Source organism: Flavisolibacter nicotianae, from assembly GCF_003628535.1.
In the GTDB taxonomy this organism is placed as follows: Bacteria; Bacteroidota; Bacteroidia; order Chitinophagales; family Chitinophagaceae; genus Flavisolibacter; species Flavisolibacter nicotianae.
Map to the genome: position 1 here is coordinate 148,820 of NZ_RBCI01000006.1, position 25,447 is coordinate 174,266.

22 protein-coding genes are annotated in these 25,447 nt (G+C 48.9%); 15 read left to right on the forward strand and 7 right to left on the reverse strand.

Annotated elements, in window-relative coordinates; all coding sequences use genetic code 11:
- Nucleotides 1–66: 66 nt before the first annotated feature.
- The gene (locus D6024_RS17010; protein ID WP_162944831.1) at nucleotides 67–1,224 is read right to left on the reverse strand and encodes a BamA/TamA family outer membrane protein; all 1,158 of its coding nucleotides are present in this window, start codon (nucleotides 1,222–1,224) and stop codon (nucleotides 67–69) included.
- A gap of 280 nt (nucleotides 1,225–1,504) precedes the next feature.
- Between D6024_RS17010 and efp the strand changes: the two genes are divergently transcribed.
- The 3 genes from efp to accC all read left to right on the forward strand — a co-directional run bounded on the left by efp (nucleotide 1,505) and on the right by accC (nucleotide 4,133).
- Nucleotides 1,505–2,071, forward strand: coding sequence for an elongation factor P (gene efp, locus D6024_RS17015; RefSeq protein ID WP_121355881.1), 567 nt, complete (start codon nucleotides 1,505–1,507; stop codon nucleotides 2,069–2,071).
- Nucleotides 2,072–2,213: 142 nt separating this feature from the next.
- Nucleotides 2,214–2,702 (forward strand): acetyl-CoA carboxylase biotin carboxyl carrier protein, encoded by a 489-nt coding sequence (gene accB / locus D6024_RS17020; RefSeq protein WP_121355882.1) that lies wholly within the window; start codon nucleotides 2,214–2,216, stop codon nucleotides 2,700–2,702.
- Nucleotides 2,703–2,795: 93 nt separating this feature from the next.
- Nucleotides 2,796–4,133 carry an acetyl-CoA carboxylase biotin carboxylase subunit gene (gene accC, locus D6024_RS17025; RefSeq protein ID WP_121355884.1) on the forward strand — a complete coding sequence of 446 codons (1,338 nt, stop codon included), beginning with the start codon at nucleotides 2,796–2,798 and terminating at the stop codon, nucleotides 4,131–4,133.
- A 124-nt stretch (nucleotides 4,134–4,257) separates the two neighbouring features.
- On the opposite strand, the gene D6024_RS17030 is transcribed toward accC, so the two are convergent.
- The gene (locus D6024_RS17030) at nucleotides 4,258–4,764 is read right to left on the reverse strand and encodes a DUF1542 domain-containing protein (protein ID WP_121355886.1); all 507 of its coding nucleotides are present in this window, start codon (nucleotides 4,762–4,764) and stop codon (nucleotides 4,258–4,260) included.
- A 373-nt stretch (nucleotides 4,765–5,137) separates the two neighbouring features.
- Between D6024_RS17030 and D6024_RS17035 the strand changes: the two genes are divergently transcribed.
- Nucleotides 5,138–5,923, forward strand: a complete 786-nt coding sequence (locus tag D6024_RS17035; RefSeq protein ID WP_121355888.1) for a sterol desaturase family protein — start codon at nucleotides 5,138–5,140, stop codon at nucleotides 5,921–5,923.
- Nucleotides 5,924–6,024: 101 nt separating this feature from the next.
- Here D6024_RS17035 and D6024_RS17040 read toward each other — a convergent pair whose 3' ends face one another.
- The 3 genes from D6024_RS17040 to D6024_RS17050 all read right to left on the reverse strand — a co-directional run bounded on the left by D6024_RS17040 (nucleotide 6,025) and on the right by D6024_RS17050 (nucleotide 8,306).
- Nucleotides 6,025–6,798 carry an SDR family NAD(P)-dependent oxidoreductase gene (locus tag D6024_RS17040; RefSeq protein WP_121355890.1) on the reverse strand — a complete coding sequence of 258 codons (774 nt, stop codon included), beginning with the start codon at nucleotides 6,796–6,798 and terminating at the stop codon, nucleotides 6,025–6,027.
- Between the two features lie 6 nt (nucleotides 6,799–6,804).
- Nucleotides 6,805–7,620 carry a phytanoyl-CoA dioxygenase family protein gene (locus tag D6024_RS17045; protein ID WP_121355891.1) on the reverse strand — a complete coding sequence of 272 codons (816 nt, stop codon included), beginning with the start codon at nucleotides 7,618–7,620 and terminating at the stop codon, nucleotides 6,805–6,807.
- A 98-nt stretch (nucleotides 7,621–7,718) separates the two neighbouring features.
- Nucleotides 7,719–8,306, reverse strand: a complete 588-nt coding sequence (locus D6024_RS17050) for a phosphatase PAP2-related protein (protein ID WP_162944832.1) — start codon at nucleotides 8,304–8,306, stop codon at nucleotides 7,719–7,721.
- A 342-nt stretch (nucleotides 8,307–8,648) separates the two neighbouring features.
- Between D6024_RS17050 and D6024_RS17055 the strand changes: the two genes are divergently transcribed.
- From D6024_RS17055 to D6024_RS17065, 3 genes are all read left to right on the forward strand, one after another.
- Nucleotides 8,649–8,930: a co-chaperone GroES gene (locus D6024_RS17055; RefSeq protein WP_121355895.1), complete on the forward strand. Its 282-nt coding sequence runs from the start codon at nucleotides 8,649–8,651 to the stop codon at nucleotides 8,928–8,930.
- 108 nt (nucleotides 8,931–9,038) lie between these two features.
- Nucleotides 9,039–10,679 (forward strand): chaperonin GroEL, encoded by a 1,641-nt coding sequence (groL, locus tag D6024_RS17060; RefSeq protein ID WP_121355897.1) that lies wholly within the window; start codon nucleotides 9,039–9,041, stop codon nucleotides 10,677–10,679.
- Between the two features lie 729 nt (nucleotides 10,680–11,408).
- Nucleotides 11,409–12,104: an outer membrane beta-barrel protein gene (locus tag D6024_RS17065; RefSeq protein ID WP_121355899.1), complete on the forward strand. Its 696-nt coding sequence runs from the start codon at nucleotides 11,409–11,411 to the stop codon at nucleotides 12,102–12,104.
- A 45-nt stretch (nucleotides 12,105–12,149) separates the two neighbouring features.
- Here the strand turns inward: D6024_RS17065 and D6024_RS17070 are convergent, their stop codons facing one another.
- Complete coding sequence (locus D6024_RS17070; RefSeq protein WP_121355901.1) at nucleotides 12,150–12,587, reverse strand: GNAT family N-acetyltransferase; 438 nt, start codon at nucleotides 12,585–12,587, stop codon at nucleotides 12,150–12,152.
- A gap of 285 nt (nucleotides 12,588–12,872) precedes the next feature.
- Nucleotides 12,873–16,211, reverse strand: a complete 3,339-nt coding sequence (gene secA / locus D6024_RS17075) for a preprotein translocase subunit SecA (RefSeq protein ID WP_121355903.1) — start codon at nucleotides 16,209–16,211, stop codon at nucleotides 12,873–12,875.
- Nucleotides 16,212–16,421: 210 nt separating this feature from the next.
- Between secA and D6024_RS17080 the strand changes: the two genes are divergently transcribed.
- The 8 genes from D6024_RS17080 (at nucleotide 16,422) to lysA (ending at nucleotide 25,415) form a co-directional block, all read left to right on the forward strand.
- Nucleotides 16,422–17,114: a hypothetical protein gene (locus tag D6024_RS17080; RefSeq protein WP_121355905.1), complete on the forward strand. Its 693-nt coding sequence runs from the start codon at nucleotides 16,422–16,424 to the stop codon at nucleotides 17,112–17,114.
- A 213-nt stretch (nucleotides 17,115–17,327) separates the two neighbouring features.
- On the forward strand, nucleotides 17,328–18,158 hold the full coding sequence (locus D6024_RS17085) for a helix-turn-helix domain-containing protein (RefSeq protein WP_121355906.1): 831 nt from the start codon (nucleotides 17,328–17,330) through the stop codon (nucleotides 18,156–18,158).
- Nucleotides 18,159–18,390: 232 nt separating this feature from the next.
- Nucleotides 18,391–19,758: a vanadium-dependent haloperoxidase gene (locus D6024_RS17090; RefSeq protein ID WP_121355908.1), complete on the forward strand. Its 1,368-nt coding sequence runs from the start codon at nucleotides 18,391–18,393 to the stop codon at nucleotides 19,756–19,758.
- Nucleotides 19,759–19,801: 43 nt separating this feature from the next.
- The gene (locus tag D6024_RS17095; protein ID WP_121355910.1) at nucleotides 19,802–21,169 is read left to right on the forward strand and encodes a vanadium-dependent haloperoxidase; all 1,368 of its coding nucleotides are present in this window, start codon (nucleotides 19,802–19,804) and stop codon (nucleotides 21,167–21,169) included.
- 30 nt (nucleotides 21,170–21,199) lie between these two features.
- Nucleotides 21,200–21,742, forward strand: coding sequence for a hypothetical protein (locus D6024_RS17100; RefSeq protein WP_121355912.1), 543 nt, complete (start codon nucleotides 21,200–21,202; stop codon nucleotides 21,740–21,742).
- A 497-nt stretch (nucleotides 21,743–22,239) separates the two neighbouring features.
- Entirely contained in the window at nucleotides 22,240–23,127 is an 888-nt protein-coding gene (gene atpG / locus D6024_RS17105) for an ATP synthase F1 subunit gamma (protein WP_121355914.1), read from the forward strand.
- An 89-nt stretch (nucleotides 23,128–23,216) separates the two neighbouring features.
- Nucleotides 23,217–24,164, forward strand: a complete 948-nt coding sequence (scpB, locus tag D6024_RS17110) for an SMC-Scp complex subunit ScpB (protein ID WP_121355915.1) — start codon at nucleotides 23,217–23,219, stop codon at nucleotides 24,162–24,164.
- Between the two features lie 36 nt (nucleotides 24,165–24,200).
- Entirely contained in the window at nucleotides 24,201–25,415 is a 1,215-nt protein-coding gene (lysA, locus tag D6024_RS17115; RefSeq protein ID WP_121355917.1) for a diaminopimelate decarboxylase, read from the forward strand.
- The last annotated feature ends 32 nt before the right edge of the window (nucleotides 25,416–25,447 follow it).

Consider the following 25,447-nt stretch of genomic DNA (forward strand, 5'->3'; position numbering starts at 1 on the left):
CCTGCAAATTTTCTGTTTTTGTTAGGCTATGGTAAGCAGGCTATCTGTTATTCTCCAATGTGTTGTTCAAAACGATGTTCCGACAGAGAAGTGCAGGCGCCTGTCTTCGTTGGAGATGGCATACATTGTCTTAACGGTCACTTTGTCCATCGGCGCCAGGATCAAGCCGGCCCCATAACCAAAATGCAGTTTGTCGGATGACTCACCCGGCAGCCATACCCGGCCCAGGTCGTACAAGGCTAACAGGCCCAGGTGTCCGTAGATGCTTCCTTTATCAAAAGCAGCAATCCACCGTAACTCGTTTTGATTGTAAAAAGCGGTCTTGCCATAAAACCGCCACCGGTGATAGCCACGCAATGTGCTGGTGCCGCCGATCGCATTGTACATATAAAAGTCGGGATTGCCCGTGAGGGTGGATACGCCTGCCCGGAAGGCATAGGAAACTTCGGACGAAAAGGGGAAGTAGGCTTCGGCATCGGTGGAGTACCGTGCAAAGGAATGGCCGCTTCGCTTTACACTTTCCTGGTATGAAATAGCCGTGTTCCACGTCAGTCCCTTTGTGGGCAGGTGGGGATTGTTTAAGTGACGGTACGTATAGCTCAGCCGGTTACCGGTAAAATATTGCCATTCAAATTCGGCAGGGTCAATCGTGCTGCGACTCTTGGCAATAAACCGGTCTTTGTCGTCGAGTACCTGTACCGCATCATAAAGCAGGCTCCAGTTCACTTCATGCTCCGCTCCAAAAACACGGCTCAATCCCAGCATGGCGTATTGGTGATGGGTGCGCAACCAGTTAAAACGGATATTGTCGGTCGTCCGTCGCACGTCGTTTCCCATGCCAAAATAGTTTGCCCGGCGGATCTGGTCGTAACCAATTTTTGAGAAAATGCCCCACTTGGCAATTGCTTCCGGGAACAGGTTCTCATAATAAGGGTGAAATGAATTTTCGGAAAGGGAGTAATTCAGACCCACCGTATGGCTGGCTGCGTAAGGCACCTTTGACGTGCTGTGTTTTACGATGCTGTACGAAAGACCGCCGTAGATGCGGTAGTTGGGATCACTGCCAGCCGTTGGTTTAAATCCACGGACAACCGTATCTTTTTTATCGGTGGGTTTGTAGATCGTTGTTTGCTGCGATAGGGCTGCAGGGATAAAAAATGCAAGCGATACGGCCAGTGCCGAAAGGTGGGAAAGCGTTCTCCTGCGAAAGGACAGGTGGGACATGGTCATCGTATTTGCAAGTCGAATTCGGAAAAAGCGGTTGGATCTCATATCCATTACCCACAAAATCACGGGCCGCATATTGATTGAAGGTAAAAAAAACTGCGTGCACTTCGAAGGAGGAGGTATGGCTGCGAGGTATGAAGGGATAGGAATTCCGGCCGTTGAAAAGACTCCCTTCCGCAAACAACTGCCTTTCCGGATTTGAGGCCGGCTTTCCCCGGTGCTGTTTTTCCGCTACGAATGACTTACATTTGCTGCCCGTAATTCTTAAAACTCATTTATGGCAAGTACAGCAGATATCAGCCGCGGCCTCATTATCAAGCTTGACGGCAGCCTTTACAAAGTGGTGGAATTTGGCGAAAACAAGACGGCCCGTGCCGCCGCCAAAGTATGGGCAAAATTAGCGGGTGTGGACAACAACCGTTCGATTGAAAAGACCTGGAACAGCGGTGATACCATCTACCCCGTTCGTGTTGAACGCAAAGAGTACCAGTTTTTATACAAAGATGAAAGTGGCTACAATTTCATGGACAACGAAAGCTTTGAACAGGTAGCCGTTGCCGAAAACCTCATTGACGCGCCGCAGTTCCTTCGCGATGGCGATGCAGTTTCTGTGTTGTTCAATACCGAAACGGAGCAGCCCATGAACGTGGAATTGCCGGACAAAGTGGTGATGAAGGTCACCTATAGCGAACCAGGCCTGCGTGGCGATACGGCGACCCGTACACTGAAGCCAGCCACCGTGGAAACCGGGGCAACGGTAATGGTTCCCCTGTTTGTCAACGAAGGCGATACGATCCGTGTGAACACAAAAACCGGTGAATACGTCGAAAGAGTAAAAGAATAATTTCATACTGTGCGATAAGAAAGCTCTCTTTACGGGAGCTTTTTTCATAGGCGTTTATGCGCCGGCAGCGGTTAATTTTGGAGGACAAGAATTGCCTATCTTAGCCGCCTGTTTTCATCAAAACCTAAATAAATTGAAACAAATGGATTTCAAGCAGATTCAGGAGCTGATCAAAATGATCAACAAATCAAATATCGGAGAGGTAAGCATCGAACAAAAAGATTTCCGAATTACCATCAAACAAAAAGAAGAAGCCATCACACACATGGTTTCTGCTTCAGCCCCTGTTGCAGTACCGCACATGGTACATGCCGCACCGGCAGCTTCCGCTGCACTGCCCCAATCTGACGAAGCCAAACCAACCGCGCCGGCAGCCCCCGCGGCATCGAACCTGCTGACCATTAAAAGCCCCATGATTGGAACCTTTTATCGCCGGCCTTCGCCCGACAAGCCCAATTTTGTCGAAGTGGGCGATGAGGTAACGCAAGGCAAAGTGGTCTGTATCATCGAAGCAATGAAACTGTTCAACGAGATCGAAAGTGAAGTCAAGGGCCGGGTTGTGAAGATCCTGGTCGATGATTCTTCTCCGGTCGAATACGACCAGCCGTTGTTTTTGGTGGAACCAGCTTAATTAGCAAATGTGCAAATCTGAAAATGTGCAAATGGATGGAACGAAACTCATTTTCATATTTGCTAATTTTCAAATTTTCAAATTCATTCCTCTGTGTTTAAAAAAATTCTGATCGCCAATCGTGGCGAAATCGCGTTGCGGGTAATTCGTACCTGCCGTGAAATGGGAATCAAAACAGTTGCTGTTTATTCCACTGCCGACCGCGACAGCCTGCACGTAAAGTTTGCCGATGAAGCGGTTTGTATCGGTAAACCGCAAAGCAGCGAGTCTTACCTTAATATACCGCACATCATGGCGGCAATCGAAATCACGAACGCCGATGCCGTGCACCCCGGTTATGGCTTTTTGGCCGAGAATGCCAAGTTTTCCCAGATCTGCGCAGACCATGGAATCAAGTTTATCGGTCCCACCGGCGACATGATCAATAAAATGGGCGACAAGATCACGGCCAAAGAAACCATGATCCGCGCCGGTGTCCCGGTCATTCCCGGCAGCGAAGGCCTGCTCGGCAGCCTGGAAGAGGCAAAGGGCATTGCCCGTGAAATGGGCTATCCTGTCATTCTCAAAGCCACTGCCGGTGGCGGCGGAAAGGGGATGCGCATTGTGTGGGAGGAATCCGAAATGGAACGGGCCTACAACACGGCCAAAGCCGAGGCAGCCGCCGCTTTTAAGAATGACGGCATCTATATGGAAAAGTTTGTTGAGGAGCCCCGCCATATCGAAATCCAGGTAGCCGGCGACCAGTATGGAAACGTTTGCCACCTGAGTGAGCGGGATTGTTCCATCCAGCGCCGTCACCAAAAGCTGGTGGAAGAATCGCCTTCGCCTTTCATGACCCGAGACCTGCGGGAGAAGATGGGTGAAGCGGCAAAAAAAGCGGCCGGCGCCATCAATTACGAAAGCGTTGGTACCATTGAATTCCTGGTTGACAAGCACCGCAACTTCTACTTCATGGAGATGAACACCCGTATCCAGGTGGAGCATTGCGTGACGGAAGAAGTGATCAATTTCGACCTGATTAAAGAGCAGATCAAAATTGCGATGGGAGAGAAGATCTCCGGGATGGATTATGAACCGCAGCAGCATGCCATCGAATGCCGTATTAATGCCGAAGATCCGTACAACGATTTCCGCCCTTCACCGGGACGTATTTCGGTGCTGCACCAGCCAGGCGGCCACGGCGTCCGGGTCGACAGCCATGTATATGCCGGCTACGTGATCCCACCCTATTACGATTCAATGATTGGTAAACTGATTACGGTTGCCCGGACACGTAGCGAGGCGATCGACACCATGTACCGGGCCTTGAGCGAATACGTGATCGAAGGAGTGAAGACCACCATACCGTTTCACCTGCAACTGATGCAGAACGAACGGTTCCGTTCGGGGGATTTCAATACCAAATTTTTGGAATCATTCAAAATGCAATAGATTTTCTGTCAACGAGTCTCATTTCCTACTAATAAAAAACCTCCTGGCTTCCAGGAGGTTTTTCGTTTCAACGTTCCGGCTTTGCCTTTACCTGCCTGTGGGCAGAGGCAATATTTTCGAAGGACTAGTCATCATCCCTGTCCCGACCGTTTTTCCAGTTTTTACCACCGTTGCCGTGCGGGTTGCCTTTTCCCTTATACCAACCTTTGTGCTTTCCGTTATCTTTTCTTTCGTAGCGATCGTTATCGTAACCATTGTCGTATCCACCTCCACTATATTGGCGATTGATCTGGTCGATTCGTCGTTGCCTGTCTATTTCCAGTTGGCGGATCATGCGTTGTTTTTCCTGGTTACTCAGGTAAGAGTTATTGCGAATAGAATAGATTTTGGAATCGTATTCACGGTTCACCTGTTCAATCTGGTATTGCCTGTCGTTTCCATAACTGCCATTCGGGTAGCTGGGATATTGTCCGTTATTACCCTGGCCCAAAACAACGTCACGGTTTCCGTTTCCATAAGTTCCATTGTTTTTGCTGCCGCCCAGGATTACCCTGCGTGTTTCTTCCCTGGACTGGGCATGAAGGGTAGCAACTGCACCCACAGCGATCAAAAGTGTAAGGATTTTTTTCATGGTGAATGTGTTTCTTTTTTTACTCGAAAAACAATGCCAATCAATTAAATAGGGTCCAAGAAACTGTTAAACATCAGGAGGGAAAACGATACTTTATGCTGATTTTTATCGCCGATGGGCCCCGTCTTTTAGAACGTCATTTCTTCCCGCAAACTGAGCCGATAAAATGATTGATAACTGGTCGCTGTTGTCACGAGAGTGATATTGCGCTGTTTTTGTCCAATCGCTTTGCATTGCAAATAGGAGAGGGTATGCCTAATCCGGCTGGCCAGGTTTCTTCTGTAAGGTAAGGTCGGTCATGCGCCATCCAGTTTCCAGTTTTTCCTGCTGAACGATCGCGGGAATAACTTGTTACATTTACCAGACATCAATTATGGAACTACCCGACCTGTCATCCCCGCTTTGGTTTTTGATCGCTGCTACCGTGGTTTTTGCCGTGGTCATTGGCCGGTATTTCCTGATTGCAGGTTTGTTCTACTTGGTTTTTTACAAATGGCACAAAACAAAATGGCAGCCCCGGAAAATCAATGAACGAGACTACAAACAAGGTCAGTTTAGGAAGGAGGTCGGCTGGAGCATGCTCACCGCTGGCATATTTGCCGTCTCTGGTGCCGTTCTCGGCTTGCTTTGGCAGAAAGGGTATACAAAGATTTATACCAACCCGCATGACTACCCGATCTGGTGGTTGCCCGTTAGTCTAGTGATTGCCCTCTTCGTACACGAAACCTATTATTACTGGCTTCATCGTTGGATGCACTGGCCCCGCATTTTCCGGTTCGTTCACAAAGTGCACCACGACAGCAATATCACCTCCCCGTGGACGGCCTTTTCCTTTCACCCGCTGGAAGGATTGCTCCAGGCCCTTTTCCTGCCCCTGCTTTTGCTTTTACTGCCCATGCACCTTTATGTCCTGGTAATCCATTTAACCATCATGACCTTCAGCAGCGTTATCAATCACCTGGACATCGAAGTATATCCCAAAGGTTTTCATCGTAATGCGCTTGGCAAATGGCTTATCGGGGCAACCCATCACTCCCTTCACCACAAGCAGTTTAAATACAATTACGGTCTTTACTTCACCTTCTGGGACAAATGGAAAAAGACGGAAAGCCCGTTGTTTGAAAAATTATTCGAAGAGAAAACAGGCAGGAAACCTTGAGGCCAAGGGGACCCTCATTGAAAAAAAAGCCTCCCGGGTGAAGGAGGCTCTTCAATTTATTTGTTTTACAGGAAGATTTTAGTTGACAAATACCATTCACATTACTGGTAAAGTTTGGCCGTGGTTGACTCCACAAACTTTTTCGGCAGCAGCCACGATAGGAATCCACCAAGTTTATTTACAACGCCGACAATCACTTCGGCCTTCTTTTTAAACATGCTCTCCACCGCCACCTGGCCAACCTGCGCCGGCGTCATAATCACTTTTTCCGCGGCTTTCATGGCTTTGGGACCAATTTGCGCTCTCGTGTTAAACTCCGTGTCGGTAGCACCCGGGCTAACGCAGGTAACGCTGACGGATGTGTTGCGCAGTTCGTGACGCAATCCCCGGGTAAACAACAGCACAAGGGCCTTGGTGCCTGCATACAAACTAAGGTAGGGAACGGCCTGGTAGGCCGAAGACGATGCGATGTTGAGGATGTAAGCCTGTTTTTGCTGTTTTAAACGGGGCAAAAACAGGTAGGTCAGTTGAACCAGTGTTGTGCAGTTTACCTGCACCATGTTCACATGTTGTTCCAGCGGGTAGCTTTCGAAGGCGCCGCTTAGACCAAAACCAGCATTGTTGACCAGGATGGAAACGGCAAAACCGTTTTCTTCCGACCAGCGAAAAACCTCCTGTGCCGCAGCGGCCGTTGAAAGGTCGATGCTGAGGTAGGCAATGTTGACATTGTACCGGGCTTTTATTTCTTCGGCAATCTGTTGCAGAAGGGATTCGCTACGGGCCACAATGGCCAGGTCATAACCTTTGGCGGCCAGTTCAAAGGCAATGGCTTTACCAATGCCTTTGCTGGCGCCGGTTATCAACGCATACGACATGCAAAACTAATTTTGAACGGTAGAAGCCAGGCGGTGATAGAACGGCGTCTTGCTGTTCTTGTCTTTCGGCATGTACTTGCCCGTTACCACAGGGAAGTACATCACGCGGCGACGGCTCTTTTCACCGATGAAAGGAGACTTCTGTACACGGTGCCACAGGCGTCCGTCATGCACAGTCAGGTCGCCGGCCTGGATGTCGAAGCCCACTTCTTTCGGGTCGGGGCGGTGGTCGATGAAGTATTTCTTGCCAAACAGGAGGCGAAGCATGCCCTGTTTGTGCGTGCCCGGAATAATGCGCAGGCCGCCATTTTCAAACGGCACCGTATCCAGGTGAAGGCCAACATTCAACATCGGCATGATCTTCTGGCCCAGGAACAGGTCTCTCGGGCTGTCGGTATGCCATCCCATTTGTGAGAAAGCACTGTCATCTGTGCGAACGTAATTATTTAAGACAAGGCCGTCTTTTTCGTTTTCGCCAATGCGGCCTTCGTACGGCTTTACCAGGTCCAGCAGGGCGGTAACCCGGGGATCCGCTAAAAGGCCCTTCAGGACGGGGCTATATTGGGTTAAAAAGCAAAGGCGTTGAATGCACCTGTTGCCGTTTTCGTCTTTACCAAATTTCAGAGGAATACCATTGACTTTGTCAATGCCAGCCTCTAACCATTCCCGTTCGATGCGCTGGGTATCGGCGATGATTTCCTTTACCAGTTCAGGCGTAATAAAATTCCGGAATAAAATAGCACCATATCTATCGAAAAATTCCAACTGCTCGGCAGTCAATTTGGTTCCCAGTTCAAAGTAAGGAACAGTTAACTTTTTCATGGTTGTAAGGTTTTTATGTTAACTGAATTGGTTTTTAAAAATAAAACTTCTTTTAAAACGGTAAAGAAAAAGATATTTACATCGCTTCATCACGGTTATTAGTCAGATACCAGTTTTTTAGCGACGAAATAGCATAAATATGAAAATAACGGTGCTGCCACAACATCAATCGTATAGTGGATGTGTTGGATTAGAATCAGGATGCCGATGACAACGCTGCAAAGCAAGGCAATGATCTTATCCCTTTTTTTATCGAAGCAAAAGAAGAACAAAAACTGAGATGCCGTGTGGCCCGAATAGAACAGGTCTTTCGTAATGAAACTTTGTCCATAGAAAGAATTGCTCAACGGGTCGGCCAGCGGGATCAGGTTGGGCGGTGTATCCAACGGAACCAGGGAGATAGTGATAAAACGGGTGCACAGAAAGATACAGAAGGCACAAAAAAACAGCACGGCCAGTTGCGGGTTGCGGATGGCCTTCACGAGCATCCAAAGTCCCGTACCCCACAGGATGGAAAAAATGCCGACGGAAACGTCCCGGGCCGGTAATGCTTCCAGCACAAAATCGTTCAGCACGATACCCTGCCTTGCCTGGATGATCTGAAAGAAAAAGGGGAGGACGGAGAGACAAATCAAACAGCCACCAAAGGTTATAAAAAGTTTCCGGCGAAAAACCGGGCTTCTCATTGCCTGCAACCAGTTTTGTTGATCCTTTGAAAATGTCTTGATAGCTGCGTCCATTTATGCCTTGAAAAAAATAAGGGTGCGAAGATAAGCAATCGGGAAGGCATGGCTGCCATCAATGCATTCTAAATCTTGCTTTTCGTTCAAATTTTGACATTTTGTAAGTCATTGGAAACTTATGGCAGTCGCTAAGGGACGAAAGGGTGCTCTTTCCTGAAATTTTTTCCGTTTCTGACGGGGTGGCACAATCTTCGTTTACCTTTGCCCGCCTTCAGGGTAATGGCGTAGCGCCGGATGGTCTGAAGAAATGACATCTTTTCATTTAAACCAAAAAATCATACACGTATGGCTAACAAAGTAAATGTTACCCCTCTGCACGACAGAGTGATTGTGAAACCCGCTGCTGCAGAAGAAAAAACTGCTGGTGGTATTATTATCCCCGACACTGCCAAAGAAAAGCCCCAGCGTGGCACCGTGATCGCTGCAGGTCCCGGTAAAAAAGACGAACCGGTAACCGTAAAAGAAGGCGATACCGTTTTGTACGGTAAATATGCCGGAACAGAGATTTCCATCGAAGGCGAAGACTACCTGATCATGCGTGAAAGCGATATTCTCGCTATTGTGTAAACTGTCTGGAAACAGCGATCGGCATCCAGCAAAAAAAGCTGAAAGCTGACAACCGATGGCTGAAAGCAAAACTTCAAACATTAAACCTTAAACTTTAAACATTCAAATATGGCAAAACAACTGTTTTTCGAAACTGATGCCCGTAATAAAATGAAGCGTGGCGTAGACGTTCTCGCCAATGCTGTGAAAGTAACCCTCGGTCCTAAAGGCCGCAACGTGGTGATCGAGAAAAAATTCGGTGCTCCCTCAGTCACCAAGGATGGTGTTTCTGTGGCAAAAGAGATCGAACTGGAAGACGCGATTGAGAACATGGGTGCGCAAATGGTGAAAGAAGTGGCTTCGAAAACCGCTGACATCGCCGGTGACGGTACAACGACAGCCACCGTGCTGGCGCAGGCCATCATTACCGAAGGCCTGAAAAACGTGGCTGCAGGTGCAAACCCCATGGACCTGAAGCGGGGTATCGACAAAGCCGTTAAGGCTGTGGTTGAAAACCTGCATGCTCAAAGCCAGCAGGTGGGCAACGACAACCAGAAGATTCAGCAGGTTGCGGCCATCTCTGCCAACAATGACGAAGAGATTGGTAAGCTCATTGCCGAAGCCATGGCGAAGGTGTCCAAAGATGGCGTAATTACCATCGAAGAAGCAAAAGGTATCGAGACTACGGTTGACGTGGTAGAAGGTATGCAGTTCGACCGCGGTTACATCTCTCCCTACTTTGTAACCAACAGCGAAAAAATGCAGGCCGAACTGGAAAATCCTTATATCCTGATCTACGACAAAAAGATCAGCAGCATGAAGGACATCCTGCACATCCTGGAAAAAGTGGCCCAGCAAGGTGCTCCGTTGCTGATCATCTCCGAAGATCTGGAAGGTGAAGCACTGGCTACCCTGGTTGTAAACAAATTGCGCGGCACCCTGCGTGTGGCTGCTGTAAAAGCTCCTGGCTTTGGCGACCGCAGAAAGGAAATGCTGCAGGATATTGCGATCCTGACAAAAGGTATCGTGATCTCCGAAGAGCAAGGATACAAACTCGAGAACGCCGACCTGACTTATTTGGGTAAGGCGGAAAGGGTTGTGATCGACAAAGACAACACAACTGTTGTTGGCGGCCGTGGCGAGAAAGAAGGCATCCAGGCTCGGATCAACCAGATCAAATCCCAGATCGAGAATACAACGTCTGATTACGATCGCGAAAAACTGCAGGAGCGCCTTGCCAAGTTGAGCGGTGGTGTGGCTGTGTTGCACGTTGGTGCTGCCACAGAAGTGGAAATGAAAGAAAAGAAAGACCGTGTGGATGATGCCCTGCATGCGACCCGTGCGGCTGTGGAAGAAGGAATCGTTCCCGGCGGCGGCGTGGCTTATGTTCGCGCTATTGAAGCCCTGGGCTCGATTGACACCTACAACGCTGACGAAGCTACTGGTGTTCAGATTGTTCGTCGTTCTTTGGAAGAGCCTTTGCGCCAGATCGTAGAAAACTGCGGTATCGAAGGCAGCGTGGTTGTCAACAAAGTTCGCGAAGGCAAGGCTGATTATGGTTTCAATGCTCGTTCAGAGCAGTACGAAAACCTGATCGCTGCCGGCGTAATCGACCCAACCAAGGTTAGCCGTATCGCATTGGAAAATGCAGCATCGATTGCCGGTATGTTGCTGACCACCGAATGTGTGGTTGCCGACAAGCCTGAGCCTAAATCCGCAGCTGGTGCTCCTGGTGGCATGCCTGGCGGAATGGGTGGTATGGATTATTAATCGATCCCCGGTTGGCAATTGCCAACCCGCAAATAATAAAAGCCTCATCAATCCTGAGCTTGCCGAAGGATGGTGGGGCTTTTTGCTGAATTTTATGGCGGGCCGAATGACAAATAAGTTTTATCTTGTAAACAGTTGAAAAAACTGTTTCCTGCGTAAACGGGTTTTGGCGCTGTTCTTGCCGGTTAGTCTTTCCCTTCCGAAAACTGAAAATCAATTTTTAAACGTTTAAAACCACTTGCCATGTTATCAAGATTTTTCGGCTGGATACGCCGCCGCTTTTCAAAAGGAAAAAAGAAACGCAGTAATGGTTTTAACGACAATCCGTATTTGATACTCTGATTCCGCAAGACTTTTTCGGGAAAAGATCCCCGTCACTCTTTTATAGTAAATAGCCGTTCTGAAACGAACGGCTATTTTACTGTCCGAAAATCGGGTCACCGGATGCTATTATTTTTTTTAATTCCCTCTTGACATGCGTTCATCAATTCTTTACATTCGTATTCGCGACAAAGCCAATACCTGTCATACCTGTTAATCTTGCCGGAGAAGAACCCGGTATCCTTGCCGGCAGGTATCGCTCAATCTGACAGAGCGATTCAGGTGAAGCCAACTATGCACAACGTTTTTGTAAGCTCCCGGTCCGGGAGCTTTTTGTTGCTGTAATCTTTTCCTGTTTTCACTTCTGGCAAGCCATTTGTGAAATGAGTGGCAAATAAAAAGTACAACATGAAAATCAAGTTTCTGACGTTGACTGCTGCATTCGTTTCATTCGGGATGATGGCACAAGCGCAAAAAACACAGATCAGAGGTGGCGTAAACCTGGCCAACGTGTCGGTAACAGACAACGGCCGCGTAGATAAAGCCAACCAATTGACATCTTTCCAGGTTGGGATTTTAACCGACATCCCTTTGGGTAGCAATGTTCTCACCCTTCAACCGGGACTTCTCTACACAGGAAAGGGTTCGAAAGTACAGAAAGGCACGTCCGGACAGGCCGGTTATTTCAAGCAAACATTCAACCCGCAATACCTGGAACTGCCGGTCAACCTTTTGTTCAAAGCCCCGATTGGCGGCACCAGCCGGCTCTTCGTGGGCGCAGGTCCTTATGTTGCCATGGGTATTGGTGGTAAAACAAAAACCGAAGGCACAAGAGCCCTAACCGGGAGCTACAGCTACGAGAGAGATATTACGTTCTCTAACGATGATCCCACAACGTTCAACGAAGAAGAAGGTACAGGCCTTGGTGTCATTCGTCGATTCGATTATGGCCTGAACGGAACTGCAGGCATAGAAGGCAAAAGCGTTGTCCTGGGTGTCAACTACGGATTGGGTTTGGCCAAACTGCAAAGCGGTACCAACAGCAATGCCGATAACAACAATAAAAACCGGGTACTGAGCCTTACGCTGGGTTTTAAATTTTAAATGATCTTTTCTAAATAAAACGGCCACCAGGATGGTGGCCGTTTTTTATTGCGAAAGCTTCCGTTGAAAAACGATTTGCTGCTTTATTTCCTCGAAACCAAGAGCCTTGTAAAACAGGTGTGCTTCTTTCCGTTTTACCTGCGACCGCAGGCGAAGGGTTGGAATGTTTTGTTCGTGGCACCAGTGCATTACAGCCTCCACCAGATTCTTACCAATACCATTTCCCCTGTGTGCTTCGTCTACCACCAATCCGCCGATTTCCACAAATGGCAGGCTTTCGATATAAAGCGGTTTGAAAGCATGAATCCATCCTGAAACAGCTCCATTCATCGTTGCCACAAAGGCAGTATGTTCTTTATTTGTAAGAACGGCTTCCAACTGTGTTTGGGTCTGTTCTTCCGACAAGGCGTACCCAAGCTGATGCGAAAGGTGGCTGACAGCAAAGGCGTCCTCAATGCGCATTTTCCGAATAATGGGTTGCATGTTTAAACCTACTACTAAATTGGCAATCTCGTGAAGGTTGAATTAGCAACAGGTTAGGTGTCGGAGAAGATAGTCCGCACTGCCCTTTCCGTGCAGCATACAAGCCAAAGCCTCGTAAGGGTTGTGCAGTTTTAGAAGCCGGAAAAGTTTGCATTGAGATGGCCCTTTTGCCGAAGGCGTTTTCTGCGTTGACGCCTGTAGGGTGCATTGCCCAGTCCTGTAGATAACAAAAACAAAAATGCCGCAGATATGACTGCGGCATTTTTTTATCAGTGCTTGATGATTTTAAGCCTCTTTGCCATGGCAGTTTTTGAATTTTTTGCCACTGCCACAGGGACAAGGATCGTTGCGGCCGATTTTGGGACCGACCTTGATCGGTTCCTGCCGCACAGCGATGTTGCCGGCCGGGCTGGAAGGATCGTAGTAATCTTTGTCGTTCGCCGCATAATCTTCACCGGCGGCTTCGATCTCTTCTTTGTTTGCATGCAGCTTGCTCATATCTGTTTTCTGCTGCTGCCCTTCACGGAGTTGCGGTGCTTCTTCCTGCTGCATCGGTAATTGCGAATGGCACAGGAACGAAACGATTTCGCGGTTTAGGTCCGAACTCATTCTCCGGAACAGGTTGTAGGCTTCCATTTTATAGATAACCAGCGGATCTTTCTGCTCGAGGTAAGCTGTCTGCACACTTTGTTTCAGGTCGTCCATGGCACGCAGATGTTCTTTCCAGCTATCGTCAATAATGGCCAGGGTGATGTTGCGCTCCATGGCATTGCACAATTCCTCGCCACCGCTTTGCAGCATCTTGTCCAGGTTCACCAATACATTAATTCCTTTTCGGCCATCGGTGAAGGGAACAACGACATTTTCGATATGTGCACCCTGTGTGTGACGAATGTTCTGGAACACGGGAACAGCTTCCTGCTTTACATCGTCCTTATGGCGCTGGTAGTTTTCAATTGCTTCCGTGTACAGGCGTTCCGATAGGGTATTGCTGTCAGTGGTCCTGAATTCTTCGGCAGAAATCTGGAAGTCCAGGCCGAAATTGACAATACAGGAAAGCCGGAAACCTTCAAAATCGTCCTGCTCTTTATAGGTGCTGATCGTCTCTTCGGCAGTGACGGAAAACGCGTTGTCAATATCCAGGGCCAGGCGTTCGCCAAACAGGGCGTGATTTCTCCTGTCGTAGATAGCGTTCCGCTGCATGTTCATCACGTCGTCATACTCGAGCAAACGCTTACGGATACCGAAGTTGTTTTCTTCCACTTTGCGTTGTGCCCGTTCGATGGATTTGGTGATCATACTGTGCTGGATCACTTCACCTTCCTTGTAACCGAAGCGGTCCATCAGGCCGGCAATGCGTTCACTGCCAAACATGCGCATCAGGTCATCTTCCAGCGATACATAGAACTGTGACGTACCGGGATCTCCCTGGCGACCGGCACGACCACGCAACTGCCTGTCCACACGGCGGCTTTCGTGGCGTTCCGTACCGATAATAGCCAAGCCACCAGCTTCTTTCACGCCGGGGCCAAGCTTGATGTCCGTACCACGGCCGGCCATGTTGGTGGCAATGGTAACGGCACCGGCCAGGCCGGCTTCGGCAACGATCTGCGCTTCACGGGCATGTTGTTTTGCGTTCAGTACGTTGTGCGGGATCTTCTTTACCTGCAACATGCGGCTGAGTAATTCACTTACCTCTACCGAGGTTGTACCCACAAGCACAGGGCGGCCGGCATTGCGAAGTGCTTCGATTTCGTCGATGACGGATTTGAATTTTTCTTTCCGTGTTTTATACACCAGGTCCTGCTGGTCCTGGCGGATTACCGGGATGTTGGTTGGAATGGTCACAACATCCAGTTTGTAAATGCTCCACAATTCCGCTGCTTCCGTTTCGGCTGTACCGGTCATACCGGCCAGCTTGTGGTACATACGGAAATAGTTTTGCAGGGTTACGGTCGCATAGGTTTGCGTTGCTGCTTCGATCTTCACGTTTTCCTTTGCTTCAATGGCCTGGTGCAAACCATCGCTGTATCGACGGCCTTCGAGGATACGGCCCGTTTGTTCGTCAACGATTTTGACGGCGCCATCCATAACCACGTATTCCACGTCTTTTTCAAACAGCGAATAGGCTTTTAAAAGCTGTTGCACCGAATGGATGCGATCGGCTTTTGCCGCGTACTCATTTAAAACCGCCTCTTTCTGGTGCATCTTTTCTTCCGCCGGTGCTTCCGATGTTTCGATCTCGGAAAGCCGCAGGTTGATATCCGGCAGTACAAAAAACTCGGGGTCTTCGCCGGCATGGGTCAGCATGTTGATGCCCTTGTCGGTCAGGTCTACCGATTTGTTTTTTTCGTCGATATGGAAAAGCAGGTCTTCATCCACGATGTGCATGTTGCGCTGCTGATCCTGCAGGTAATAGTTCTCTGCTTTTTGGAGTTTCACACGAATACCGGGCTCACTCAAAAACTTGATCAGCGGTCCGTACTTCGGTAAGCCGCGGAAGGCTCTGAACAACATCAGTCCACCGCTTTTAGGATCGTCATCGCCTTCGGCAAATTTCTTTTTGGCTTCGTTCAAAAAGCCGCGGACCATGCGCTCCTGGGCTTCCACCAACTGTTGCACGCGGGGACGAAGAATGTGGAATTGCTGGTCGTCGCCTTTGGGCACCGGGCCGGAGATGATCAACGGCGTACGGGCATCATCGATCAAAACAGAGTCCACTTCATCCACCATGGCATAATGGTGCTTGCGCTGCACCATTTCTTCGGGGCTGTGTACCATGTTATCACGCAGGTAGTCGAAGCCGAATTCGTTGTTGGTACCATAGGTGATATCGGCCATGTAGGCGCGACGGCGGGCTTCGCTGTTGGGTTCGTGCTTGTCGATGCAATCGACCTTCAGTCCCAGCCATTCGAAAATCGGACCGTTCCACTCACTGTCGCGACGGGCCAGGTAGTCGTTTACGGTAACAATGTGAACGCCTTCGCCGGCAAGGGCATTGAGATAAGCGGGGAGAGTAGACACAAGGGTTTTACCCTCACCGGTGGCCATTTCGGAAATCTTTCCCTGGTGCAACACGGAGCCACCAATCAACTGCACATCGTAGTGTACCATGTTCCAGGTTACCTGTCCGCCGCCGGCGGTCCAGGAATTCTGGTAGGTGGCCTCGTCGCCGTTGATTGTAATATAATTCTTGGTAACACTTAATTCTCTGTCGAGGTCCGTTGCTTTTGCCGTGACCGCGGTACTCTCCTTAAAGCGCCTTGCAGTTTCTTTTACAACAGCAAACGCCTCCGGGAGCAATTCTTTTAAAATTTCCTCGATCTTCTGGTCGCGGTCTTTTTTCAGTTTGTCCACTTCCTGGTAAACCGCATCTTTGCCAACCAGGTCATTAAACGGCAATTCGTCTGCACGCTTGTTGGTTTCTTCAATCTGGGCATCCACGTCTTTCAGGTGGTCTTTGATGCGGGTGCGGAATTCAACCGTTTTATGGCGCAGATCGTCATTACTCAATCCCTGGTAAGACTGAAAATGTTCGTTGATTTTGGTTACCAGCGGCAAAATGGCTTTCACGTCTTTTTCCGACTTGCTGCCACCGAATAGCTTTGAAAAAAATCCAATCATACGTTGTATGGGGTATTGTTATATTTCAAATAATAGAGAAATTTGGTTGTCAAAAAAGGTGCTAAGTCTCCTTAGTAGCCAGATTGACAGAGCGGCCAAAGATAATCCATTTAGGCGGGCTTTCGTCTACCCCGTTCATTCTTAACGATAACCAAAGAAGCAGACTCTTAACTGATCCTTTGCCATTGCTGCAAATCAAAGAAAGCCCTTATGCGTTACCTGATCATTTTCTCCTTTTTTTTTAGTTTTTTAACCGGCTGCCAAAACGGCGAATCGGGTCGGTCCAGGCGTCACAAACCGGTTGCTGTCTTTCACGATTACCAGGTTTCTGCTGAAGAGGGGCGGGCCGATGCCACGATCAGGCTGCAATACAAAGCAGGAGACGAAAACGGAGAAGCCTTTGCATTGGAGAAGCCATCGAGGGTTCTGTTCGATGGGGTGGAACTACCTGCCGACAGTTCGCGTTTAAGCGGGCCTTACTATGAGCTGATCAAACCGGTCGGTTCGCTACGTGGCCACCATATCATTTTGTTTGTCGATGCAAAAGGAGGAAAGCACCAGGTGGAGTTCTCGTTCATGCCCTTTTCCCTCGCCACCGAGTTACCGGAAAAACTGGGAAATAAACCGTTTGTCCTACACCTGGATGATCTTCCTACCGACCCGACAGTTTTGCGGGTTGTGATGACGGATACGTCCCTCCATTCAGCGGGGGTCAACGAAGACGTAGAGGTAAAAAATGGCGACCTGCATGTTGACGAAGGCCTTTTGAAAAACCTTTCGGCAGGGCCCGTGACAATGGAGATTTCCCGCGAAGAACTGCGACCCCTCGAAAACCTGTCCGGACAAACGGGTCGTTTGTTGCTGACCTATACTATCAGGCGACAATTTGAACTGGCCCGGTAAAAACAGCAAATCTAATTCCCTTCTTTATTCTATACTATCCTAGGGTGATATGATATTAAAATGTAATTTTAAGTTTGGCGCCACCACTCATTATCCTCTGATCAGCCCCGCATCAATTTCTAATGGTCTTACACTGTGAACCAAACACTCCCAGCCAGCGAAAATCAATGATCGGTTGTATTTGTGTTTTGATTACCAGAAAAATGAAGCGGTATGTCCCGGTTCACTACTTTTCGCCCTTGCCCGGAGCTGAAACCTTTTGTGCAGTATTATTCTGCTTTTGAAAGAAACGGTAGTAAGGACAAGCCGGTGGTGGAGGAAATGCTGCCCATGAATATGCCGGGACTGAATTTTCTATCCGACGAGACAGCACATTATATCCGCGTGGATTCGCAATCTTTCATCCCGCTTCACCCAGTGTCCGTAATGGGGCACCTCGCCCAAAAATCCTATCACCAGTTTCGCGGTCGAAGCCACGGGGTGCTGGTGATTTTTACATCTTATGGACTTTACAGGCTGTTTGGCATCCACATGAGTGCACTGTGCAACACGACCAACGATGCAGCCCGTTTTATCGATCCGAAAGAACTGCTCGAATGCCGCGAAAAAATATTCAATACACACAGCATCACCGAGCGGATTACCATCGTTGAAGCCTTTCTTCTGGACTGGCTGCGCAAAACCTCTTTTGAACTTCACAACCTGGATAAAATCATCAATGTCATCAACCTGAAAAGAGGCGCCGTTGAAATCGGGTGGCTTTGCTGCCAGGCGAACATGAGTTGCAAAACACTGGAACGACACTTTAACCAAAAAGTGGGGTTGCCGCCTAAACTGTATTCGGAAATTTCCCGGTTTGCCCATGCTGTAAAAATGCTTTGGTGGAAAAAAGACATTTTTGAAATTCTGGAAGTTTGCGGCTATGTAGACCAAGCCCATTTCATCCGGCAGTTTAAAAAGTTTGCCGGCAACACACCCAGGCGTTACGCAAAAATGATCCAAATAATGGCAGCCTATTTTCTTGCCCTGCCAGTTGAAGAATGACGAATTTGTACAATTTTTCGCCGTATAGATTTTCCACCTTTATACCACCTTCTTGAATACTGCTGCGTAATACCTCCCTGTGATAACATCACACTTGACCCAATAAAAAGACATTGATACCGAGCCCAAAGACAATAGCTCGGCCGGATGCATTCAGAAAGGCTTTGCTTTTAGAAATCGGTTCATTCTGCCTGTGTCTCACGCTTATGAGTTAAACAATAAAATAACAGCCATGAACTTTCCTGTCAAATCTACCACGACAATTTTTCTGCTTTCTCTTGGCTTGTTTACAGCTTGTAAAAAAGAAAGGCAGTCCACGGAAAACAATCAGCAGGAAGCACTGAAAGCGGGAGGGCAGCTACACGGCCACCTGAAGCAAACCAATACCTACTCGTCTGAAGCCGTGAATAAATGGATGGATATGCAAATTCGCCTGATGGCGGCAACGACGGGTGTGGCCAATGTCGCCTTCACCAGGCCTTATGCCTATAGCGGCATTGCTCTGTATGAAACGGTTGTGCCCGGAATGCCTGCTTATCAGAGTTTAGCAGGGCAACTAACGGCCATGCCGGTTATGCCCCAGACAGAACATGGTTTCGCTTATCATTGGCCGGCAGCGGCCAACGCGGCATTGGCCTATATGAACAGGCACTTTTTCCCATCGGCCAGCAGTGCCAATAAAGTTGCCGTTGATTCACTTGAAAATGCCTTGGAGACACAGTTTCGAAGTGAGGAAAATTCCGACATTGTTACCCGCTCGGTTACGTTTGGAAAAGAAGTCGCGCAAAAAGTTTTCGAATGGTCGGAAGGAGATGGCTATCTGCATGCGAGTGATGATTACACGGTTCCGATGGGACCCGGTTTATGGGTTCCTCCCTCGATACCGATACCGAAAACCAGCACGCCTTACTGGGGCAACTTGCGAATTTTTGTTTCCGGAAGCGGGGACAACGCCCAACCAGGCGCCCCGCTTGCGTATTCCGAAAATCCATCTTCCGGTTTTTACCAGATGGTTAAGCAGGTGTACGATGTTTCGCAAATGCTCACGGCCTCACAAACTGCCATGGCTTTGTATTGGAGAGACGTTCCAGGTGTTACTACTCCGGGCCATTATTTAAGCATTTTGCGGCAGGTGCTTGAAAAAAAACAAGCGACACTGGACAAAGCGGCCATTGCTTATGCCGTTAGCGGCATCACATCCTTCGATGCCTCTGTCAGTTGCTGGCAAACCAAGTATCATTATAATCTGGTACGGCCAATTACATATATCCGAAATGTGCTGGGCCATCCTGCATGGTCTCCATTAATTGCGACACCCGCACACCCCGAGTATTCGTCGGCCCATGCTGTTTTATCGGCTGCAGTTGCAGAAACGTTCACCACTGTTTTCGGCGACAATTACTCCTTCACCGACCATACGTACGACTACCTTAATATGAGTCCCCGGTCTTTTTCTTCTTTCAGGGCTTTCGGAGAGGAGGCCGGCGCATCGAGACTCTATGCCGGAATTCATTATCAACCCTCAATTGATGCCGGCCTAAAGCAGGGAAGAAAGGTGGCACAGAATGTCAGCAACACGCTGAAATTTTTGAAAGAGTAAATAAGCATTCGGAGTCTTTAATTATTCACTTAAAATAAAAACCATGAATGTTTCAAGTAGAATTGCCGGTATCATTCTCTTCCTATCGGCTGGCTGGTTAGCATCCTGCAAAAAGGATTTGCAGTCAAACGGTGATGTTCAACAGGAAGCAATAAACGCGGCGAACCAGCTTCACGGTCATTTAAAGCAAACAAAAACGTATTCTTCCGAAGTTCCAGTCAAGTGGCTGGCGATGCAACTCCGGATCAACCGGGTACCGCCTGGTACGCCTGGTGGCGACCTTGGACGGATGTTGCCCTACTGCGGCATTGCCCTGTATGAAGCCGTGGTGAACGGAATGCCTTCATATCAAACCCTCTCCGGCCAACTGAACGAAATGCCATCAATGCCAACTACCCTGCCCGGTGTTGCCTACCATTGGGCTGCCAGTGCCAATGCCGCCCTGGCTTACCTGAGCAAGAATTTTTTGCCCAATGCAACAGCGGCCAATAAGGCCTCAATGGATTCTTTGGAAAACGCCTTGAACCAATCCTTCGCCACGCAGACAAGCGAGGCTGAACTAAAACGCTCCCTTGAATACGGGACAGAAGTGGCCCGGCGCATTTTTGAATGGTCCAAATCAGACGGTGTGCTCTTTCCGCGGCCACCCTATGTTCCACCGGTCGGTGTAGGTCTTTGGGCACCTACGCCGCCCAATTTTGCACCAGCCGTGAATCCATATGCCGGTCTCAACCGCCTGATGGTCGTGGGCAGTGGGGACGGGGCAGAGCAGCCGCGACCCCCAATGTATTCAACAGACCCGTCTTCTGCTTACTATGCCATGGTAAAGGAAGTGTATGATGTCTCTCAAACACTGACACCGGAGCAAACGGCAATCGGTTTGTTCTACCGGAGTAACCCGGGCTACCCCGGTGCGGGCCAAATCGTTTCGGTGCTCCACGAAATATTGAACCAGGCCAACGTCAGCCTTGATCTGGCCGCAGAAGCCTATGCTAAAGGTGGCATCGGCTCATGGGATGCGATCGCGGCTTGCTTTAAAGCAAAATATACCTATAATGTGGAACGGCCCATCACCTATATTCGTAATGTGCTCGGTCATCCCACGTGGAATGCGCTATTCGCCACACCCAGTCACCCGGAATTCCCTTCAGCGCATTCCGTAAACAGCACGTCGTTTATGACCATGCTGACCACTGTTTTGGGTGACAATTTTCATTTCACCGACCATACATTCGATTACCTGGGCATGGCGCCCCGAAGTTTTACTTCCCTGAATGCCTGGGCGGCAGAAGCTGCAATATCCCGGGTGTATGCCGGCATTCACTACCGGTGGTCGATCGAAAAAGGTAGCGTATGGGGGCAAAAAATTGCCAAAAATATTCTTGCCAAAGTGAAGTTTAAAAAAGAGTGAACAAAAAATAGTCAACCAAAAATCAGTATCATGCAACTGAAAATTGTAAAACTGGCGACCAGGCTCGGGTTCCCTTTGCTATTCATATTTGGCCTGGTAAGCTGCCAAAAATCAATCTCGGGAAATGAAATGCCGCTGCAAGCAACAAGGTCTACAGAAACAGCAAATGCCGGTACGCCGGCTTCTCCGCCATTTAATCTCGAAGTGATCCTCCGCGGGGACAACGGTGCCTTTGGCCACGTCAAATTCAGGCAGGATAACGACGCCGAAAAGATCGTGACGTTGGATACCTGGGTTCGTGACCTTGCGCCCAACCACGAGTACAAACTTCAACGGGCCGTGGATACAAACATTGACGATAATTGCACCAGTACGGCATGGCTTACGCTGGGCGAGGGCTCAACGCCGCAGTCTATTTATACCGATGCCACCGGTACGGGCAGAGCCGGTTTGTGGCGGGATCTCTCCGCCGTTTCTTCCGGTTCCACCTTTGATATCCACTTCCGCGTGATCGATGCCGCTACATCCGCTGTAGTTCTTACCAGCGACTGCTACCAATTCGTCGTGCGGTAGAAAATTCGCTCCGGGCCTTTGCCGCACACCTGCCTTGCCTCCGGACTGTTAGCCGGAGGCAATTTTTTACCGCTTCTATGCGAAAAGGGAAAATGAATGCCATGCTTTCTCCCGGCCATAGTCGCCGTTCCTTCAGCCAGCCGTACCGGTGGCCGGTTCATGGGCACTGCGGACAGGAACAATAATGTTAATTCCTGCCTGTCGGCAGGCAGGAATGAGGGAGTGCCATTTTATTGCTCTCCGGTCGAAGGTTTCCGGCTGAACCAGTAAAAATGCGGGACCCGGTGACAAAAAATCCCAGGAAATTGCCGGTTTTGATTTTTAACGCCGCCTCAGCCTTAAAATCCGGTTCTTTTATGGAATTTCTATTTTCAGCCCGTACTTTTGCCGCCGAAATTTAAGAGTTCCAGTGTTCACAAGTTTACGAGTTCACGAATTAAGTGGGTTCATACGACTTGCGAACTCGTGAACTCACGAACTCGAAAACAACAAAAAGAATGGCTGGTCAGTTAAAAGAAGTCCGTAACCGGATTAAGTCAGTGCAAAGCACACAGCAAATTACCAAGGCAATGAAAATGGTAAGCGCTGCCAAATTGCGTCGTGCACAGGATGCCATCATCCAGATGCGTCCTTATGCCCGCAAATTGCAGGAGATGCTGAGCAACATCGTGAGCAACACAGAAATAGAAGGTGGCAACACCCTGGCTGCTGAACGTCCGGTGGAAAAAGTGCTTTTACTGGTGATCACCTCCGACCGCGGGCTGGCCGGTGCCTACAATGCCAACATCATCAAGCTGGCCAAGCAGATCGTACGGGAGAAATACGCAAGCCAGTTTGGAAAAGGAAATGTCACTGTATGGAGTATTGGCAAAAAAGGCTTTGAACACTTTACCAAAATCGGTGGCTATAACGTGACCGATACGCACAAAGATATTTTCCTCAACCTCACCTTCGACAACGTACAGAAAGCGTCGCAGGCGGCCGTGGCGGCCTTCCGCAACCGCGAGTTTGATGCAGTGGAAATCGTGTACAGTGAATTCAAGAATGCGGCTACCCAGCGCTATGTTGCCGAGCAATTCCTGCCCATTCCCAAAGCACAAAATGCTACCGGCAGTACAACAAAAGCTGACTTCATCTTCGACCCAAGCAAAGAAGAACTGATTGCCGAATTGATGCCCAAGATCCTGAACACACAATTATACAAAGCAGTGCTGGATGCCAATGCCTCCGAGCACGGTGCCCGCATGACGGCCATGGACAAAGCCAGTGAAAATGCCAACGAATTGTTGCGTAACCTGAAGATCTCGTATAACCGCGCAAGACAGGCAGCCATTACCACCGAGCTGACAGAGATCGTGAGCGGTGCAGCAGCCTTGCAAGGATAATCTTAACAGATGAAAGTAATTGATGACGGATGACAGCTGGAGTTTTTCTACTGTCATCCGTCATCTGTCATTTATCAACCAGCTTAAAAATGGAAATTTCTAGTCTCATCCCGCATATCGAGTCGCTGATTTTTGCTTCGGACAAACCGTTGACATCGGCAGAAATCACTGAACTGATCAACCAGGCCTTTGGTTTTATGGAAGAGAAAGTGGTGGTAGAGCAGGTGGAAACGGCCATCGATGGTATAGTTGAAAAATACAATTCCGAGTTTTATCCCTTTGAAGTGCGGCAAAGCGGTGGGGGCTGGCAGTTCCTGACCAAAAAGGAATTCCATAAAACCGTGGCCCAGCTCAATGGCGAAAAATTTCTCAAGCGCCTGTCTTCCGCAGCCATCGAAACGCTGGCGATCATCGCCTACAAACAGCCCGTTACCAAGGGCGAGATTGAATCGATTCGCGGCGTAAGTTCGGATTATGCGGTGCAGAAACTTCTCGAAAAAGAGCTGATCGTGATTTCGGGCCGCAACGAAAAACTGCCCGGGCATCCGCTGGTTTATGCCACCTCCAAAAACTTCATGGATTATTTTGGCATCAACTCACCCGATGACCTGCCAAAGATCAAAGAAGTGCTGGCCGAGCAGGTCATACCAACCATCGTTAATCATACCGATTTTGAACAAAGCGATGTCCTGGCTGTCTCTGATTCCGGCGAGTTGATTTCCGCTGATGAAACGACGGAAAGCCAGGATGAAAGGGTTGTAAATGGCCAGGCTGTTTCGCCGGCAGGGGAAGCAGATGAAGATTCCAATGGTGAAGAGGGTGAAGAAAACGCGGCGGCGACTGGCGAAACCCTTGCCGATGAAGTGGCCGAAGAAGATTTTATTTCCGACGAAATTTTTGCTGCAGAAGACGAGGTGGAAGAAGAGAAAAAGGTCGAAGATGAATTGGCCGGTGAAGAAGATCTTCCCGATGACGAAACGCCACCGTCTGAGGATACTGCCGCCGGAAATGACGAGGAAAAAAACGACGAAATCTGACACCTATTATTCAGAAAATAAAGTACAGGATCCGATATGCCCCAGAGCTTAACGCATACCCAGTTAGTTGAACTTGCCGACCGGTTTGGAACACCTTTGTATGTGTATCACGCCGAAAAGATAAAAGAGCAATACGAAAAACTGACCGAGGGATTTTCGTCCCTTGATTCAAGGTTTTTCTTTGCCTGCAAGGCGCTTACCAACATCAACATTCTGAAGTACATTCATTCGCTTGGCTGCGGAATTGATTGCAGTAGTATCAATGAAGTGAAGCTTGCCCTGCACGCCGGAATCCCCGAGGAAAAAATCCTGTACACCTCCAACGGAATTTCCTTTGCCGAGATTGAAGAAGCCGTGCAAAGCGGTGTTCATATCAATATCGACAGCCTGTCGAACCTGGAAAAATTCGGGAAGAAATACGGCAACACCTATCCAGTTGGCGTACGGCTTCGTCCCAATATTTTGGCCGGCGGCAACCTGAAAATTTCCACCGGGCATGAGAAAAGCAAATTTGGTATTCCCATCGACCAACTGGATTTGCTGAAAGGCATAGTCGCGGAAAATTCCATTCGCATCAAAACCCTCCACATCCATACGGGCAGCGATATTAAGGATGCCGATGTATTTGTGCACGGGATTAAAGTATTGAGTGAATTGGTGTCGCATTTCCCCGATCTTGAAGTGATCGACCTCGGTGGCGGCTTCAAAGTGCCGTACGAACCCGAAGACGAAGAAACGGACATCGCGTTCATTGCAGATAAGTTGAAAAAATACCTGGAAACACACCTTTTCAACAAGGGCAGAACGTTTCAGTTATGGTTTGAACCGGGAAAATACCTGGTGAGTGAATGCGGTTACCTGATCACACAGGTCAATGTACTGAAAGACAACGGCGTTCAGATTTTTGCCGGGATCAACAGCGGCTTGAATCACCTGATCAGGCCAATGATGTACGATGCCTATCACCATATTGTCAACCTGTCGAACCCGCATGCCGAAGAAAAAGTGTATACGGTTACCGGCTATATCTGCGAGACCGACACGTTTGCAACCGACCGCCTGCTGCACGAGGTGCGTGAAGGCGACTACCTGGTTCTGTACAATGCCGGCGCCTATGGTTTTGAAATGTCGTCGAATTATAATTCCCGTTATAAGCCGGCTGAAGTGCTGGTAAAAGAAGGAGACGCCTTCCTCATTCGCAGGCGGGACGAATTTGAAGACCTGCTGAAAAATCAAATAACCGTTGTATAACTAAAAACCCTCCGTCCGGAGGGTTTTTAGTT